This window comes from Treponema porcinum (genome assembly GCF_900167145.1).
In the GTDB taxonomy this organism is placed as follows: domain Bacteria; phylum Spirochaetota; class Spirochaetia; order Treponematales; family Treponemataceae; genus Treponema_D; species Treponema_D porcinum.
Map to the genome: position 1 here is coordinate 97,117 of NZ_FUWG01000011.1, position 15,752 is coordinate 112,868.

The following is a 15,752-nucleotide window of genomic DNA, read 5'->3' on the forward strand; positions in this document are numbered from 1 at the left end:
AAAAAATGAGTAAGATAGAATTGAATGGGAAAACAATCCTTATAACTGGAGCAAGTGGATTTATAGGTTCAAATCTTTGTCGTGTTCTACTGGAGCAATATAATGACATTAAAATAATCGGCATAGACAATATGAACGATTATTACGATGTTGCTCTAAAAGAATATCGCTTAAATCAGTTAAAGAATTATTCAAATTATACCTTTATAAAAGGTGATATTTCAGATAAAAAACTTGTTGATGATGTTTTTGAAAAATATTCACCAGCTCTTGTTGTAAACCTTGCAGCACAGGCTGGAGTCCGATATTCAATTACTAATCCAGATGCCTACATTCAGAGCAATGTAATCGGTTTTTTCAATATCCTTGAAGCATGTCGTCATTCGTATGATGATGGAAAATCTGGTGTTAGGCATCTTGTTTATGCTTCAAGTTCTTCCGTTTATGGTTCAAATAAAAAAGTCCCATATTCAACAGACGATAAAGTTGACAATCCTGTTTCTTTATATGCAGCAACAAAAAAATCAAACGAGCTTTTTGCACATGCCTATTCAAAACTTTATGGTATTCCTTCTACTGGATTAAGATTCTTCACTGTTTACGGGCCTGCTGGTCGTCCTGATATGGCTTATTTCAAGTTTACAAACAAGATTGTAAAAGGTGAACCAATTCAGATTTACAACAATGGAGATATGAAACGCGATTTCACTTATGTAGATGATATAGTTCGTGGTGTTACAGCTGTAATGCAGAAAATTCCAGAAAAAACAGAAGATGGTGTCCCTTATAAAGTCTACAACATTGGTAATAGTACCCCAGAGGATTTACTTAATTTTGTAAATACGCTTGAAGAATGTTTGAAAGAAGCAGGGGTAATAGATAAGCCTGTTGAAAAAGAGTTCTTACCAATGCAGCCTGGGGATGTATATCAGACTTTTGCTGATACGGTAGATTTTGAAAAAGATTTTGGATTTAAGCCCACTACAACAATAAAAAGTGGGCTGTCAGAATTTGCTAAATGGTATAAAAATTATTATTGATAGTTTTTGGTATGTATATGAAAAATAACTTTTTAATGATAAATCATAACAAAGTTGAAAATTATGTTCTCTATGGAGGGGTAGATAAGCTTTTCTTAATAGATTTTAAATTTTCATATAGAGATAATTTCTGTTATCGTCTTATTACGTCAAGAAAAACATCATTTTGGATTCCTAAAAAGTTAAAAAACGTAATTGTTCCAAAAGTAAAAAAATATGCAGATAGAAAATCAATAAAAGCTTTCGATAAGTTGTTCGAAAATTCGGAAGAATTAAACAATCTAAATTGTATTATAATTTGTGCTAGAGTTTTTGAATATTTTGGAATTAGTATAGTTGACTATGTTAGAGAAAAATATCCCGATTGTAAAATTGTAACTTATTTGGCGGATGTATTATCATCTTTCTTGGTGACAGAAGATGATTTTAACAGAGCTTTTGATAAAGTTTATTCTTTTGATAAATCGGAATGTAGAAAATATGGTTTCACTTATTGTTTGGAGCCATATTCATATCAAATAACTGAAAAACTTTTTGGCTCTGATTTTGATGTTGTGCCACAGTATGATGTGACTTTTATTGGTGCTGCCAAAGATCGATTAGACGACATTCTGTCTGTTTATGAAAAACTAAAAGTTCATAATTTAAAACTTGATTTTTGGATTTTTGGTGTCAAAGAAGAAAATCAAAAATATAAGGATGAAATCCACTATAATGAATATCTTTCTTTTGAAGATTTTATAAAACATACACTAAATGCAAGATGTACATTTGAAGCATTGCAAAAGAATGGTTCATCACCAACAACACGTTTTTCTATGTGTATGCTTTATAAAAGAAAGCTGCTAACAAATTGTACAGAACTGTTAGATTCGGAATGGTCAGATGCTATGGCAACGGGTAATATTCAAGTTTATAAGGATATGGAAACTATAGATTTTAAATGGATTAAGAAAGATTGTGAATATGACAATCAGAAATTTATAGAAAGATTTTCAACCGATAGAATGATTGAAACAATCGATAGTACGCTTTAAGAAAATGTCTGATTCACGCATAAAAAATACATTACTTAGTACAAGTTTGAATATTATTGAGCAAGTAATTGCTATGATATTTGGTTTGATTGTTCCTCGACTTGTTATTAAAACTTTTGGTTCTGAGGTAAACGGTCTTACAGCTTTTATCACGCAAATTCTTAATGTTTTTGCACTTTTACAGGCTGGAATGATAGGTGCATCAATTTTTGCACTGTATGAGCCGCTTGCAAAAAAAGACTATGACCAGATGAATATCATAGTTGATTCTTCTTCCAGATTTTTTAGAAAAATCGCTGGAATTTTCTTTTCATTAGTATTGTTGGCAATTCCATACATTGTTTACCAAGAATCTAGTACAAGTTTTGCTAGGTGGGAAATAATTGTTACTACAATAATAATGGGACTAAATGCAACACTAACATTTCTGTTTAGTTCTAGGTATGATATTATTATTTCTTCTTATCAAAAAAGATTTTTGTTTTCGATTGCGGCAATTGTAAATAAATTCGTTTATTATGGATTGATTTTCTGTATTATCATTTTAAAAAAACATTTTGTTCTGATGTACGCTAGTTCTTTGGTTGCAAATGTCTGCACAATTCTGATTCTGAGGTATTATTACAAGCAGCTTACAAAGGAATGGTTGAAACCTATTAAAGGGAAAAACACATATAAGATTCAAAATAGAAATTATTTGCTTTGTAATCAAGTTGTATACCAGATTATCAATTCTTTGCCATTACTTTTGATTGCAAACTTTTATGATCTGAAGGTTGCAAGTGTTTATTCTATTAATTTTACGCTTGTAAACATTTTGAAAATGGTAATTTCCTCTTTTATGCGTTCTGTAACAGAACCGTTTGGAAATTATCGTGTTACACATTCAAAAGAAGATGTTGTAAAGATGTATCGTGTAATTCAATCAGGAATCAGCTTTGTTGTAATTATCTTTTCATCTTGTTTTGTTTGTCTTAGTACGAGTTTTATTTCTATATATACAAATAATATTTCTGAAGTGAATTATGTCATTCCTATTATGGCGTTTACTTTGCTTACGGAGTTTTTCTTTTCTAGCCATAAGTTAATTGCGGATTTGTTGATTGATATTCATGGTTTGTATAAAAAGATTTATATCCCTATTTTTATTTCAGGAGCAATTTCTGCAATTGCGATGGTTTTAACTGCGAAATTCGTTGATTACAAATATATTCCGCTTTGTTCCGCTTTGTTCTATTTGCTACTTTATGTTATTTTCTTGCTAATTGTTAAGAAAGAACTTGATATATCTTTGTTTTTTAGAAATTATCTGACAATTATTGTTTCTGTAATTGCGATTGGTTTTATTTATTTTACTTACACAAGAATTGCACCTGATATTTCGAATTTGTTGTTCTGGTTTATACATGCAATAGTTTTATTTATTTCTTCTGTATTGTTTGCTGGAATTGCTATAACAGTTGTTGATCGAAAAAGTGTTTGCATAGTATTACGCAAACTTAATTCATACATAAAAAAATAAATATGCATTATTAGGAGGAATCCACAATGATAAATGTTTATCAGCCTTCTCTTGGCGAAAGAGAATTGGCAAAAATCAAAGAAGTATTTGACTCAAACTGGCTCGGTAAAGGTAAATTAACCGCAGAATTTGAGGAAAAATTTGCTTCTCACATTAAATCTGATAAGACTCATGTTGTCTCAACAAACTGTTGCAGCGAAGGATTGTTTTCTTCAATGAGCTTATTTGGCATCGGTGACAAGTATAAAATGATGTGTGGGGGGGGGGTACATCTGACGAGGTAATTGTACCAACCGTAAGTTTTGTTGGTGCCGGTAATGCAGTTTGTGATGCCGGAGCAAAACTTGTTCTGTGTGATGTTGATAAAAGAACATTAAATACTACAGCGGAGTTAATTGAGAAGAAGATAACAAAAAATACTAAGGCATTACTTCTGCTTCACTACGGCGGAATTCCTTGCGAAATGGACGAAATCATGGCCTTGGCAAAAGCCTACAATCTTAAGGTAATTGAGGATTGTGCACCAGGTGTATGTTCAAGCTATAAAGGTCAGCACTTGGGAACAATCGGTGACATGGGAATGTGGTCATTTGATGCTATGAAGATTCTTGTTTGCGGTGATGGTTCCATTTTGCATTTTAAGGATCCGGAAATCAAAAATAAGGCTGATAAACTCCTTTATTTTGGATTGGAAAGCAAGAGCGGTTATTCAAATACGGTAGATAAGAAATGGTGGAACTTTGATATTTCTTGTTTTGGACACCGTGCAATTATGAATGATATTACCGCTTCTATGGCTCTTGTTCAGTTAGACCGTTTACCGGAATTTATGGAGAAGCGAAAGGCTTGCAATGACGCTTATACAGAGCAACTTTCTGAAGTTGAGTGGATTATGACTCCACCAGAACTGCCTTCTTATTGTACGACTTCTTATTATTTCTATCACATACAACTTAATAATGAATTCCGTGATGATCTTGCAAAATATTTGCGTGACAACGATATTTATACAACTTACCGTTATTATCCACTTCACCATGTAAGTGGTTATGGAGTAACGGCTGATTGCCCGAATGCTGATTGGGCTGCAGAACATACATTGAATCTGCCGCTTCATCAGTCGCTGTCTTTAGATGAAGTATCTTTCATCTGTGACAAAATTAAAGAGTTCGGAAAAATTAAAAACTTATAAAATCCAGTGATTCTTCAAAAGGTTTCACTGGTAAAAATACACAGTGAAATCTCTGGAGGATTACAAATGGCTATACAAGTTTTCAAGCCAGTTTTTGATGTCGAGGCATGTTTGAGCCAGATTCGTGAATGTTTGGAACGAGGCTGGACAGGCATGGGATTTAAGACAGTAGAATTTGAGGAGCTTTGGAAGAAATATACAGGGCTTCCAAATGCATATTATCTGAATAGTGCTACAGCGGCATTGAACCTCGCTTTCAATATCTTGAAATCAGAAAAAGGCTGGGCAGATGGAGATGAAGTTATTTCTACACCACTCACATTTGTTTCTACGAATCACGCAATATTGAAAGCAAATCTTCATGCTGTTTTTGCAGATGTAGATGATACAATGTGTCTTGATCCTGATGATGTAGTAAAGAAGATTACACCGAAAACTCGCGCCGTTTGTTTTGTTGCTTTTGGTGGAAACACTGGACGCTATGAAGAAATCGTTAAGATTTGTAAAGAACATAATCTTGCACTTGTTCTTGATGCAGCCCATATGGCAGGAACCCGCTTAAATGGAGTGATTCCTGGCAAAGAAGCGGATTGTGTATGCTGGTCTTATCAGGCTGTAAAAAATCTTCCTACTGGTGATAGTGGAATGATTTGTTTCAAGGAAAAAGCTTATGATGAGATTGCAAGAAAACGTGCATGGCTTGGAATCAATAAAGATACTTATGCTCGTTTTGGGGCTGGTTCATATAAATGGAAGTATGATGTTGAGTATGTAGGCAACAAGTATAACGGAAACGCTGTAATGGCTGCTATTGCAATTGCGCAGCTTCCACATCTTGATGAAAGCAATAAATATCGCAGACAGGTTGCAGCCTGGTATATGGAAAAGCTTTCAGCTCATAAAGACAAGATTTCTTTTGTCCGTATTCCAGAAAATTGCGAAACTTCTCAGCATATATTCCAGATTATTGTTGAGAACCGCGATGAACTTTTGCAGTTCTTGAATGAGCATGAAATTTTCCCTGGTGTTCATTATATTACTAATACTGAATACTGCATGTATTCTTACGGTAAGGGAACTTGTCCGAAAGCCGACTATGCAAGTGATCATGTAATTTCTTTGCCATGTCATTTGGGATTGACAAAGAAAGATGTATATCACATTGCGGATTTGGTTATTGAGTTTGTAAATAAATAAAATTTGAGGAACTTATGGGAAAGACAGAAATTCAAGCTTTGAGATTTTAAGAATAGTTGCTATGTTAGGAATTGTCTTTGACCAATTATCAATGCATGGAGTTTCTGTCTTCTCTCACCTGCAGTAGTGTAATATATATATATAAACAAATTGGAATTGGTTAAGAGGGTAATGGTTGAGAAATCTGTGTTTTGCCTGATAGAAAACATAAAGGAACAATAGAAGATGAGATTTTTTTTAAGAGAAGTAAAACTAGAGGATGGAAAGAATATTGTTAACTGGCGAAACAATAGAAATGTTATTACACATTGTATTGATAAAACATTAATTACTGAAGAATCTAATGAGCGTTTCTATCATGAATATGTTGAAACTGGTAGAGTGAAACAATTTATTATAGAACGTTCGGATGAAGAGTTGGGGGGGGGGTATCCGATAGGAACAATATATCTTAAAGATATCGATACTCAAAAACATATCTGTGAATTAGGAATGTATCCTAGTGAAGATACTGAGTGGAATAGTGAGAGCCAAAAATTTGCAGTTATATCAATGGTTAATAGAGCAATTGATGATTATGGAATGATGGAACTTTTTGCCTTTGTTATTAAAAATTGTGTAGAAGAAAAAGAAGTGCTACAAAAAGCAGGTTTTGTGTTAGATGATTCTTTCAGAAGTCCTGATATTGAACGTTTTTTTTACAAAAGAAATTTTAGATAGGAATTAATATGGATAATATCCCCTTGGTTAGTGTAATAATTCCCTGTTACAATGCATCAAAATATCTAATAGAAGCTTTAGACTCTATTATACAACAATCATATAAAAATCTTGAAATAATAATAACCGATGATTGTTCTACTGATAATACTTATGAAATGCTATGTAGTTTTAGGGAGAAAGATTCACGAATAAAATTATATAAAAATGATGTAAACTTAAAACTACCAACGACTCTAAATAATATGATAGATTTATGCACTGGCAAATATATTGCTCGAATGGATGCGGATGATATTTCATTAAAAAATAGAATAAAAGAACAAGTTGAATATTTGGAAAAACATCCTGAAATCGATATGTGTGGTACGAATGCATGGAATATGAAGGAAAATGGAAAAATCGTAGGATTTTATAAATTTCCCATAAATGATACCGCAATCAAATATTCTGCTTGTATTTTTAATCCTTTTTTTCATTCTTCGGTTATGTTAAAGGCTGAAGTATTAAAGTTAAATAAATACAATTCAAATTTTAGATATTCGCAAGATTATGAATTATGGATAAGAATAATGAAATCTTATAAAGTTCATAATCTTTCAAAGAAATTGATTATTTATAGGTTGCCAGAAATGGCAACACCAGAAAAAAAAGAAAAGCAAAAACAATTAGCAACAAATGTAATTCAAGAAGCAAGGCATGCCTTTTTTAAAGAACCATTTAACCTTAATGATTGTTCAATTTCAGATAGTTATATGTTTTATAGATTGGCAAAAAAAGAAGGATTTATGATAAATGCCAATATAGTGCATCTTGTTGGTTATCAAATTCTACGATGTATATTAAAACTTGAAAATATCATTGTTACTAACTTTATAATAATGCAAAAAACAATTAAAAGAAAATAAATCTGTAATAAACTATAAGTATTTAAATATTTGTTGACCCAGTCTTTTATGCAGGAAAAGACAATTTGATTTATAACTTGAAAGTGCTTTTCTTTTGATTGAAGAATTTCAGAAAAATAAACATCATATTAAAAAAGAAGTATAGCAATATCTCTCTCAAAAATTTCTATCTTTTATCTGCTTTTTTCATGCAATATAAAAAATTGTTCCTTGAAGAAATTTTGCTTAACTCAGGATATGTGTCTCATCTGTATGAGGCAGGAAAAATGATGACTATTATTTTTCAGAGGCAGACAGGCTGCTTAAAAAATATGCGGATGCAAAACTCGTGGTTACTTCAAGAATTCATCGTGTGCTTCCGTGTACAGGAATGGAAACTCCGGTTATCTATGTGCAGAACAAAAATGAAGATGAAATTTCAAAGTATCGGATGGGAAAAACTGATTGATTTGTTAAATGTTATAAATCTGAACAAAGACAAACTAGAAAATAAAAATGGAATTGATTGTTTGAATCCTCCAGTAAAGAAAGACTATCTTCCATATAAAGAAGCATTGGTAAAGCGTTGTTCAGAATTTGCTGGATAAATTTTCTCAAGGTGATTTTTAGGTCATTCAAAATGTTAATTATTTTACGTGTCATTAACCGTCTGAAAGAATTCTCTTTTCTGCTTTTCGCAAAAGTTCGGTATGGAAATCGTTTTTTGATTGGCAGAAATGTTCGTTTTCATAAAGGGGCAAGCCTTGTTATGGATGATAAAAGCCGGTTTTCAGTTGGAAATAGTTTTTTTGCAAGAGATTATTTTTATATAAGAATTGAAAACGGAAATGTTGAGATTGGCGACAATGTGTTCTTCAATAATTTTTGTTCCGTGAATTCTGTCGGGGGGGGGATTCTGATTGGGGATAATTGCATTTTTGGAGAAAATGTCCGCCTCTATGACCATAATCACAATTATATGGACGAAAACAGTCCTATAAGAAAACAAGGGTTTTCAAGCGGAAAAATCTTTATCGGTGAAAATGTATGGATTGGCAGCAATGTGACAATACTGAAAGACGTTTCAATTGGAAGCAATTGTGTTATAGGGGCTGGTAGTGTTGTTTTTAGAAACATTCCTGATAATTCAATATTGCTCAGTAATGGAACTATAAAAGCTAAAAAAGGTTAAACATGAAAATCGCGATTTTGGTACAGAATATTTCTTCTCTAGGAGGTGTTGAAGTAGTAAGCATTTGGCTTGCAAAGAAACTTTCTGAGCTCCATGAGGTGGAGATAGTAAGCTGCATAAAGGATGAAAGACATACATTCGAGAATTCAGACAGTTTAAAAATTGATTTTCTTGATTTGGATAATAATTCTCAGAGATTATCTTCTGATGACTATATTAAAATACGCGATTTCTTTTCTAACAGACAATTTGATATTGTAATTTTACAAGCCGGAACAGCCATAAAAAAATGTTGCTTATTGTCTGATTTAAAACTTTGTAAAATTATTTCTGACTACAGCCGTATTTACTATGTCTTGCATGAAAGTCCGAAGTATCACTTAAAAAGATATAACACAGATCATGACGGTTTATTGAAATTTGCTCTGAAAACAATTTACCACAAAATTAGATATGCTCATGGAGTCAGAACTTTTTTCAGAAAATCTAAAAAATATATTTTCCGCTTTGTAACACTTTCAAAAGGTTGCCAGAAGGAAATGAAGGACTGTTACAACCTTGATTCTATTGTCATGTACAATCCCTATATATTTGATAAAAAAGAAATTGATTTTTCAGAAAAAGAAAATACAGTTCTTTATGCCGGGCGTTTAAGTCCAGAAAAAGATGTCCGTTTGATGCTGGACTCATGGAAATTACTTAAGAATTCTAATAACTGGAAATTAAAAATAATCGGCGATGGGAATCAAAAAGAGTTTTTAGAAAATTATGTCCATACGGAACAGATATTCAATGTGGAATTCTTAGGTGTTCTTTCTCATGACGAAGTTCTAAAAGAATTCCAAAAGAGTAAAATCTTTATGCTTGTCTCTTTTTTTGAAGGATTTCCGACTGTTATTTCCGAGGCAATGAACTATAAAAATGTCCCTTTAGTCACAAGATATGAAGGTTTTTCTGATGAGCTTTTAAAATATAACAACAGTTTTATTTGTTCAAGGAATCTAGTTGAAATTTCAGAAAAACTGGAAACATTGATGTTTAGTGCAGATGTATTGAAATCATTTGCAGAAAACGGATATTCGCAATGCAGAAAATTCTATGACTTTCTTGAAAAGCAGAATTACAACTTGGGAGAGTATAAATAAATGCATGTAGAATATGCGCTTCCATATATTCTTTTTACATTTTTTCTTGTTCTCTTTGCAATCGACGGCAATGTTTTTATAAAGAATAATGCTTTTTATAAGTCAGTAAGGAATTTTTCTCTTGCGTCAGTTGTGATTGTTTCTATTTTTTTCATCGGATGCAGAGGTTTTGTAGAAGCGGACTGGTATTTTTATCTTCCGTATTTTGAAAAAACTCCGTCATTTTTTGACGGTGAAGAGAAAATCAGATATTTTTTTAGAACGAATGCATGGGAAACTGGCTATGGAATTTTCAGCATAATATGCAAAACGCTTACAGATAATTATCTAGCATATCAATTTATATGTTTTCTAATTGATTTTATAGTGCTTCATTTTTTCTTCAAGGAATATTGCGGAAAATATTATTTTCTTGGCTGGTGTTTGTTCTGGATTTTTCAAGGATTTGTTTTTGAAATAATAATATTGAGAAATGCAAAGGCTATAATGCTATTTTTGATTTCCATAAAATATGCCCAGAATAAAAAAATCATAAAATATATGTTGTTGAATTTGCTAGGGCTGATGTTCCACTCTTCTGCAATTTTTTATTTCCCTTTGTATTTTTTCTTTCAGATGAAGAGAAATAAAAAACTGGAATTGTTTCTGTTTCTTGTTGGAATCTACATTTACATTCTTCAAATTCCTATTGTCAAGCCTATTTTAAAAAGTATTGCAAGGGGTTTACCTGGCAGATATGGCTGGATGGTTGTTGCATATCTTGATTCCAAGCAATTCTCGGCTTCTTATGGAATTACAATTGGATTCTTGGAAAGAGTATTTTCATTCATCCTCATATTTAAATTTTCAAGTCAAATTATAAAAGAAGATGAGCGGATGAAAATATTTTGGTATCTGTTTCTGCTGTTTCAGTTCTCATATTTGTTTTTATCGGATTTTTCAATTCTGCTTGGACGGATTTCAAATCTTTTTATTTGCTCTTATTGGGTTCTGTATACAAAAGTGTTTGGAAAACTTAAAAAAAATTGGAAGTATATATTTTTGCTTTTGTTGATGTTGTATGGCAGCCTTAGAAATTTGAGTTTGTTAAGCCATTCAACTTCATACTATGACAATTTTCTAACAGGAGCAATGTCAGATTCAGAAAGAAAATCGTTATATAAAAAAAATGGATATAATGTGGAGGTTTCATTTTGATTCCCAAGATAATTCACCTGTGCTGGCTGAGCGGAGACGAATATCCGCCGCTTATAAAAAAATGTGTCGAGTCCATTTGTTCAAAGCTGCCGGACTATGAGATAAAAATCTGGACTAAAGAAAATTTTGACATTGACTCTGTTCTTTGGGTAAAGCAGGCATTTGAGGCGAAAAAATATGCCTTTGCCGCAGACTACATACGTTTCTGGTCGCTTTACAACTACGGCGGAATCTATCTTGACTCAGATGTAGAGGTCTTGAAGTCTTTTGATGACTTTTTGGGCTGCAGGAGTTTTACAGGATTTGAGTATCTGAATATCCCGGAGGCGGCTGTTGTCGGCGCGGAAAAGGGAACGGAATGGATAAAAAACTGTCTTGACTGGTACAACGGAAAGTCATTCTTAACTTCTGCCGGGGAGATGAAAAGGGATGTTGTTCCTCGTCTTGTGAAACTTGTTCTTGAAAAGAAATATGGAAGAAAAATTGAGGACAACGGAAAAATCCAGCATTTGGACGGCCTTAAGCTTTATCCGTATTCTTATTTTTCACCAAAAAACTACTTCACAGGAAAAATCAGAATAAAGCCTGAGACTGTCTGCGTTCACCGTTTTGCGAGCGCCTGGAGACCGAATGAAAAACGAAAATGGACGCTTGTCGTGCATAACATTGTGATTCATCTGCTCGGAAAAAAACTTCACGACAGACTTTTCAGGCTTGTAAAGCCGATTTCAAAAACTTTCAATGGAGAAGAGATATGATCAGCGTGTGCATGGCGACCTACAACGGCGAGCGTTTCATAAAGGAACAGATTGACTCGATTCTTCCTCAGCTTTCACAAGACGACGAGCTTATAATCAGCGATGACGGAAGCACGGACAGAACGCTTGAAATCATCGCGTTGTATAAAGATGAGCGGATAAAGATTTTTCATCATCAGAAAAATCCTGAGTATGCGAAGATAAAGCATAGCCGAAATTTTTATTATGCAACCAGCAATTTTGAGAATGCTTTAAAACAGGCGAGGGGCGACTACATTTTCTTAAGTGACCAGGATGATGTATGGATGCCTAATAAAGTGAAAATTTGTATTGAAAAAATAAAAAATGTTGACTTAGTTATGCACAATCTTTCTCTGTTTTCTGATGATATAAATAAAAGTTTCATTCTGTATAAGACAAATCCAATTCCAAAATTATGGTGGAAAAATCTAATACAGATGAATTTTTGGGGATGTTGCATGGCTTTTAAAAAATCAGTTTTAGATTTTTCAATTCCATTTCCAAGAAATATTATTGGACATGACTATTGGGTTTCAACAATAGCATTGAAATTCTTCAAGGTTTTATATATTTCTGACCCATTAATTTTACATAGATCTTATGAAGGCTCTGTTTCATATAAGGCTAAAAATTCCTTTCTTTTCAAAATATATTTCCGGTGCAAAATCTTTTTTGAAATTTTTAAAAAATCAGGAGCAGTAAAATGACCTTTACAATTCTTCAATCCGTTTACAAAAAAGATAATCCAGAATATCTCTCTGAATCTTTGCAGAGCATCGCTGAAAATACTTTGCTTCCGTCCTCAATTGTTCTTGTAAAAGACGGCATCCTGACGCCTGAGCTTGAAAGTGTGATTTCTGAATGGCAAAAAAAACTTCCGCTCAAAGTTGTTGGTTATGAGAAAAATCAGGGACTTGCCCATGCGCTAAATTACGGACTGCAGTTTGTGGAAACTGAACTTGTGGCGCGTATGGATAGTGATGATATTTGCTTTCCAGAGCGATTTGAAAAACAGATTGCCCAGTTTGAAGTGAATCCAATGCTTGAAGTTTTAGGCGGAGGAATTGAAGAATTTTATATAGAAGAAAATGGTACTGAATTTAGAAAAGTTAGGTTGTATCCAAAATGGACTTTAGCAAAATCTAAAACACTTTATCGTGGAACACCAATAGCTCACCCAACTTTGATGATGAAAACTGAAATATTGAAAAAAATCAAATATTCTGAAACTACAAAGTGCAACGAAGATATTGATTTGTGGTTTCGTCTACTTGCATCTGGAATAAAAATAAAAACTCTTCAAGAACCTGTTTTACATTTTAGAATTACAAATGGAACTTTCAATCGTCGTTCTGCAAAAAAAGCTTTGAACGAATTTTCGATTTATTCAAAAAATCTTCATAAATTAAATGGAATTTCTGTTCTACAAATAATTCCTTTTGTAAGACTTATAAGTCGCTTTTTTCCACGCAATTTAAATAAAAAACTATATCTTTCTCAAAAAAGACAGAAACTTTTTAAGGAAAATCTTATGAAAATAATATCACTGAAAAACCAAGTCTTCTCAAAAGATGGACACATTTACGAAGCGTTGATTCAGTTTGAAGAAAATGGAATTCAAATGATTAAAGCCGTGCAACTCGACAGTAAATCAAAAGTCATTGTAGAAGTTCCTCTTGAACAAATTCAACTGTATAAAACAATTGATGCATGTGAATTGAGTTTTAATAAAGAATCAAAATCACAATAATCGGCGGTTCTGTTTTTCTGGGAACTCAATATTCTGTGAGAAATCTAGCATATCTATAGGTTATAAAAAAAGAATTAAAGATTGTTAGCGCCAGGTGAAATCAACCATTTCGAAAATCGAAAATCGCCAATTTCAGCCAAATAAAAAAGCTTTTGTCATAATTTATAGAAATGCTCCAAAATGTGTAAGAACAAAAACTAGTCTAAAATGAGCTATGAAAAATGACAATGGACAACAACTAAGTTTAACACAGGCACTGGATCTGTTGAAGAGCAGACAGGGCAAAAATTTCAAAACTGCAGATAAAATAATTGAAAATTTTTGCTTTTATGATTATTCTAATATTATTATGAAATATGATTATAAAAGTGGAAAAAAAAGAATTTTAAATATTCTAAATTCTGAATTGGATGTTGAAAACTTAAATGAGCTTCCATGTGATGAAAAATTAACATTTTCTAATGCATATTACTCTTGGGTTACTGCGATTTTTGTTGATATAAGAAAATCAACAGAATTATTTACAAATGAAAACAAAAAAGATGTATCCCGCTTAATAAGAAGTTTTACATCTGAAATTATTGAAATTATTAATCAAGGTGATAATCTCCGTGAAATTGGTATTCGTGGTGATTGTGTATATGGAATCTTTACAACACCTAAAAAATCTCAAATAAATGAGGTTTTTGATATGGCATGTTATGTTAATACAATGATAAAAATGTTAAATAAACTTCTCATAAAGGAAGATATACCTCAAATAATGGTTGGAATCGGAGTTTCTTCAGCACAGGAATTGGTTGTAAAAGCAGGAAGAAAAGGATCCGGCGTAAATAATAAGGTATGGATTGGTGATGCAGTTACGAAAGCAGCTAATATGTCTGGGAAAGGAAACAAGAATCACAACTTACCAATTATAATTTCTGAATTGACTTACAAAAATCTAAATGACCATAATAAAGGATTAATGTCATCTAGAAAATATAATGATGATTTAGACTATTATTATGATTGTGATTTGATTATCAGTGCTTTTAATGATTGGATTAACAAAGGTATGCTGGACAATGAGTAAAAAAGAAGTTGTAGATAATTCAATTAAAATCGAATATTTAAGATCGAGCTTTGATAATGTTCAATCGTTAATTCAATTTGCCGATCAGAAAATTGGTAACTTATTATTAATCGATACAATCACAGTAGGTATTTTCATTACATATGCAACTAATTATGAATTATCCTTAAAAGATTTAACAGTATGGAATATTCTACTTTTTATAACTGGCTTGATTTTCACAGTTTCTTCTGTAATTTTGGTTTATAAGTCAATTATCAAAGTTGTATGTTCTGCCCAAAGTGAACTTGGACTTTTTTATAAAAGCTAATAAGGTGGTTTAAGCCTGTTGAGCTAACCAATAAGCTCTTCTTTTTATATCTGCATTATGAAGCTTATTTCTCCTGTCTGCAAGTCTTTCTTCTTTTCTTCCTGCAAAATAATCTTCCGGAGTCAGATAAAGAAGCGCGCCGTGCAGGCGTTCGTTGTTGTAGAAATCTATCCACTGTGCCATTTTTTGTTTTGCATATTCATAACTGAAATACGCAGTCTGACGGACATGTTCGGTTTTCAGCGTTGAATGAAATCTTTCAAGTTTTCCGTTGGACTGAGGATGACATATTCTTGCCGAAGTTTCGTAAAGTTCCAGCACTGAAATCAAATCCTTGAAATCCTTCGATATAAACTGCTTTCCATTGTCGTGGATGATTCTTGCGTGGGCTTCCGGGTATTTTTCCTTTACTCTTGCAACCAGAAGCTCTATGTTTATTCCCTCCATAGTTTCGCATAATTCCCAGTCCAGAATCTTTCTACTGTAACCGTCCATTATGCTGATGAAATAATAAAAAACACCAAGAACCTTGATGTATGAAATGTCGGTGTGCCACTGTTCATTCGGAGCCAGAGGCTGGTCAAATCCTTTTTTCTTTGCTTCTTCTTCAGTTTTAGCCCATTTATGAACCAGGTCGTACTCCTTCATGATGTTGTAGACGCTTGCAGGCCGAACAAAAGCCACGTTCTCGTCTATCATCTGCCATGCA

18 protein-coding genes are annotated in these 15,752 nt (G+C 32.7%); 17 read left to right on the forward strand and 1 reads right to left on the reverse strand.

Features of this window, described 5'->3' with window-relative positions:
* Positions 1-5: 5 nt before the first annotated feature.
* The 17 genes from B5D55_RS08145 to B5D55_RS08220 all read left to right on the forward strand — a co-directional run bounded on the left by B5D55_RS08145 (position 6) and on the right by B5D55_RS08220 (position 15,043).
* Positions 6-1,040: an SDR family NAD(P)-dependent oxidoreductase gene (locus tag B5D55_RS08145; RefSeq protein WP_078933511.1), complete on the forward strand. Its 1,035-nt coding sequence runs from the start codon at positions 6-8 to the stop codon at positions 1,038-1,040.
* Entirely contained in the window at positions 1,037-2,077 is a 1,041-nt protein-coding gene (locus tag B5D55_RS08150; protein ID WP_078933512.1) for a WaaS/CpsH family glycosyltransferase, read from the forward strand. Before B5D55_RS08145 ends, B5D55_RS08150 begins: the two co-directional genes overlap by 4 nt.
* 4 nt (positions 2,078-2,081) lie before the next feature.
* The gene (locus B5D55_RS08155; RefSeq protein WP_143593283.1) at positions 2,082-3,599 is read left to right on the forward strand and encodes a lipopolysaccharide biosynthesis protein; all 1,518 of its coding nucleotides are present in this window, start codon (positions 2,082-2,084) and stop codon (positions 3,597-3,599) included.
* 26 nt (positions 3,600-3,625) lie between these two features.
* Positions 3,626-3,883: a DegT/DnrJ/EryC1/StrS family aminotransferase gene (locus tag B5D55_RS11980; RefSeq protein ID WP_200805307.1), complete on the forward strand. Its 258-nt coding sequence runs from the start codon at positions 3,626-3,628 to the stop codon at positions 3,881-3,883.
* The gene (locus B5D55_RS08160; protein WP_200805308.1) at positions 3,853-4,791 is read left to right on the forward strand and encodes a DegT/DnrJ/EryC1/StrS aminotransferase family protein; all 939 of its coding nucleotides are present in this window, start codon (positions 3,853-3,855) and stop codon (positions 4,789-4,791) included. Before B5D55_RS11980 ends, B5D55_RS08160 begins: the two co-directional genes overlap by 31 nt.
* Positions 4,792-4,857: 66 nt before the next feature.
* Positions 4,858-5,988: a DegT/DnrJ/EryC1/StrS family aminotransferase gene (locus tag B5D55_RS08165; RefSeq protein WP_078933514.1), complete on the forward strand. Its 1,131-nt coding sequence runs from the start codon at positions 4,858-4,860 to the stop codon at positions 5,986-5,988.
* 225 nt (positions 5,989-6,213) lie between these two features.
* Entirely contained in the window at positions 6,214-6,708 is a 495-nt protein-coding gene (locus B5D55_RS08170; protein WP_078933515.1) for a GNAT family N-acetyltransferase, read from the forward strand.
* 8 nt (positions 6,709-6,716) lie between these two features.
* Positions 6,717-7,616 (forward strand): glycosyltransferase family 2 protein, encoded by a 900-nt coding sequence (locus B5D55_RS08175; RefSeq protein ID WP_078933516.1) that lies wholly within the window; start codon positions 6,717-6,719, stop codon positions 7,614-7,616.
* 266 nt (positions 7,617-7,882) lie between these two features.
* Positions 7,883-8,203 (forward strand): hypothetical protein, encoded by a 321-nt coding sequence (locus B5D55_RS11610; protein WP_159446190.1) that lies wholly within the window; start codon positions 7,883-7,885, stop codon positions 8,201-8,203.
* A 32-nt stretch (positions 8,204-8,235) separates the two neighbouring features.
* Complete coding sequence (locus B5D55_RS08185) at positions 8,236-8,787, forward strand: acyltransferase (RefSeq protein WP_078933518.1); 552 nt, start codon at positions 8,236-8,238, stop codon at positions 8,785-8,787.
* Positions 8,788-8,789: 2 nt separating this feature from the next.
* The gene (locus tag B5D55_RS08190) at positions 8,790-9,932 is read left to right on the forward strand and encodes a glycosyltransferase (protein ID WP_078933519.1); all 1,143 of its coding nucleotides are present in this window, start codon (positions 8,790-8,792) and stop codon (positions 9,930-9,932) included.
* Entirely contained in the window at positions 9,933-11,129 is a 1,197-nt protein-coding gene (locus B5D55_RS08195) for an EpsG family protein (protein ID WP_078933520.1), read from the forward strand.
* Positions 11,126-11,887, forward strand: a complete 762-nt coding sequence (locus tag B5D55_RS08200; RefSeq protein ID WP_078933521.1) for a glycosyltransferase family 32 protein — start codon at positions 11,126-11,128, stop codon at positions 11,885-11,887. The genes B5D55_RS08195 and B5D55_RS08200 overlap by 4 nt, the downstream gene beginning before the upstream one ends.
* Positions 11,884-12,615: a glycosyltransferase gene (locus B5D55_RS08205; protein ID WP_078933522.1), complete on the forward strand. Its 732-nt coding sequence runs from the start codon at positions 11,884-11,886 to the stop codon at positions 12,613-12,615. Before B5D55_RS08200 ends, B5D55_RS08205 begins: the two co-directional genes overlap by 4 nt.
* Complete coding sequence (locus tag B5D55_RS08210) at positions 12,612-13,658, forward strand: glycosyltransferase (protein WP_078933523.1); 1,047 nt, start codon at positions 12,612-12,614, stop codon at positions 13,656-13,658. Before B5D55_RS08205 ends, B5D55_RS08210 begins: the two co-directional genes overlap by 4 nt.
* A 214-nt stretch (positions 13,659-13,872) precedes the next feature.
* The gene (locus B5D55_RS08215; RefSeq protein ID WP_200805309.1) at positions 13,873-14,733 is read left to right on the forward strand and encodes an adenylate/guanylate cyclase domain-containing protein; all 861 of its coding nucleotides are present in this window, start codon (positions 13,873-13,875) and stop codon (positions 14,731-14,733) included.
* Positions 14,726-15,043: a hypothetical protein gene (locus tag B5D55_RS08220; RefSeq protein ID WP_078933524.1), complete on the forward strand. Its 318-nt coding sequence runs from the start codon at positions 14,726-14,728 to the stop codon at positions 15,041-15,043. Before B5D55_RS08215 ends, B5D55_RS08220 begins: the two co-directional genes overlap by 8 nt.
* Positions 15,044-15,052: 9 nt before the next feature.
* Here B5D55_RS08220 and B5D55_RS08225 read toward each other — a convergent pair whose 3' ends face one another.
* Entirely contained in the window at positions 15,053-15,742 is a 690-nt protein-coding gene (locus B5D55_RS08225; protein ID WP_078933525.1) for an integrase core domain-containing protein, read from the reverse strand.
* Positions 15,743-15,752 lie beyond the last annotated feature (10 nt).

Excerpts from the sequence above, each read along its gene's own strand:
- B5D55_RS08145 (WP_078933511.1), top strand. The coding sequence starts at position 6 with ATGAGTAAGATAGAATTGAATGGGAAAACAATCCTTATAACTGGAGCA.
- B5D55_RS08155 (WP_143593283.1), top strand. The coding sequence starts at position 2,082 with ATGTCTGATTCACGCATAAAAAATACATTACTTAGTACAAGTTTGAAT.
- B5D55_RS11980 (WP_200805307.1), top strand. The coding sequence starts at position 3,626 with ATGATAAATGTTTATCAGCCTTCTCTTGGCGAAAGAGAATTGGCAAAA.
- B5D55_RS08165 (WP_078933514.1), top strand. The coding sequence starts at position 4,858 with ATGGCTATACAAGTTTTCAAGCCAGTTTTTGATGTCGAGGCATGTTTG.
- B5D55_RS08170 (WP_078933515.1), top strand. The coding sequence starts at position 6,214 with ATGAGATTTTTTTTAAGAGAAGTAAAACTAGAGGATGGAAAGAATATT.
- B5D55_RS08175 (WP_078933516.1), top strand. The coding sequence starts at position 6,717 with ATGGATAATATCCCCTTGGTTAGTGTAATAATTCCCTGTTACAATGCA.
- B5D55_RS11610 (WP_159446190.1), top strand. The coding sequence starts at position 7,883 with ATGATGACTATTATTTTTCAGAGGCAGACAGGCTGCTTAAAAAATATG.
- B5D55_RS08185 (WP_078933518.1), top strand. The coding sequence starts at position 8,236 with ATGTTAATTATTTTACGTGTCATTAACCGTCTGAAAGAATTCTCTTTT.
- B5D55_RS08190 (WP_078933519.1), top strand. The coding sequence starts at position 8,790 with ATGAAAATCGCGATTTTGGTACAGAATATTTCTTCTCTAGGAGGTGTT.
- B5D55_RS08195 (WP_078933520.1), top strand. The coding sequence starts at position 9,933 with ATGCATGTAGAATATGCGCTTCCATATATTCTTTTTACATTTTTTCTT.
- B5D55_RS08205 (WP_078933522.1), top strand. The coding sequence starts at position 11,884 with ATGATCAGCGTGTGCATGGCGACCTACAACGGCGAGCGTTTCATAAAG.
- B5D55_RS08210 (WP_078933523.1), top strand. The coding sequence starts at position 12,612 with ATGACCTTTACAATTCTTCAATCCGTTTACAAAAAAGATAATCCAGAA.
- B5D55_RS08215 (WP_200805309.1), top strand. The coding sequence starts at position 13,873 with ATGAAAAATGACAATGGACAACAACTAAGTTTAACACAGGCACTGGAT.
- B5D55_RS08220 (WP_078933524.1), top strand. The coding sequence starts at position 14,726 with ATGAGTAAAAAAGAAGTTGTAGATAATTCAATTAAAATCGAATATTTA.
- B5D55_RS08225 (WP_078933525.1), bottom strand. The coding sequence starts at position 15,742 with ATGATAGACGAGAACGTGGCTTTTGTTCGGCCTGCAAGCGTCTACAAC.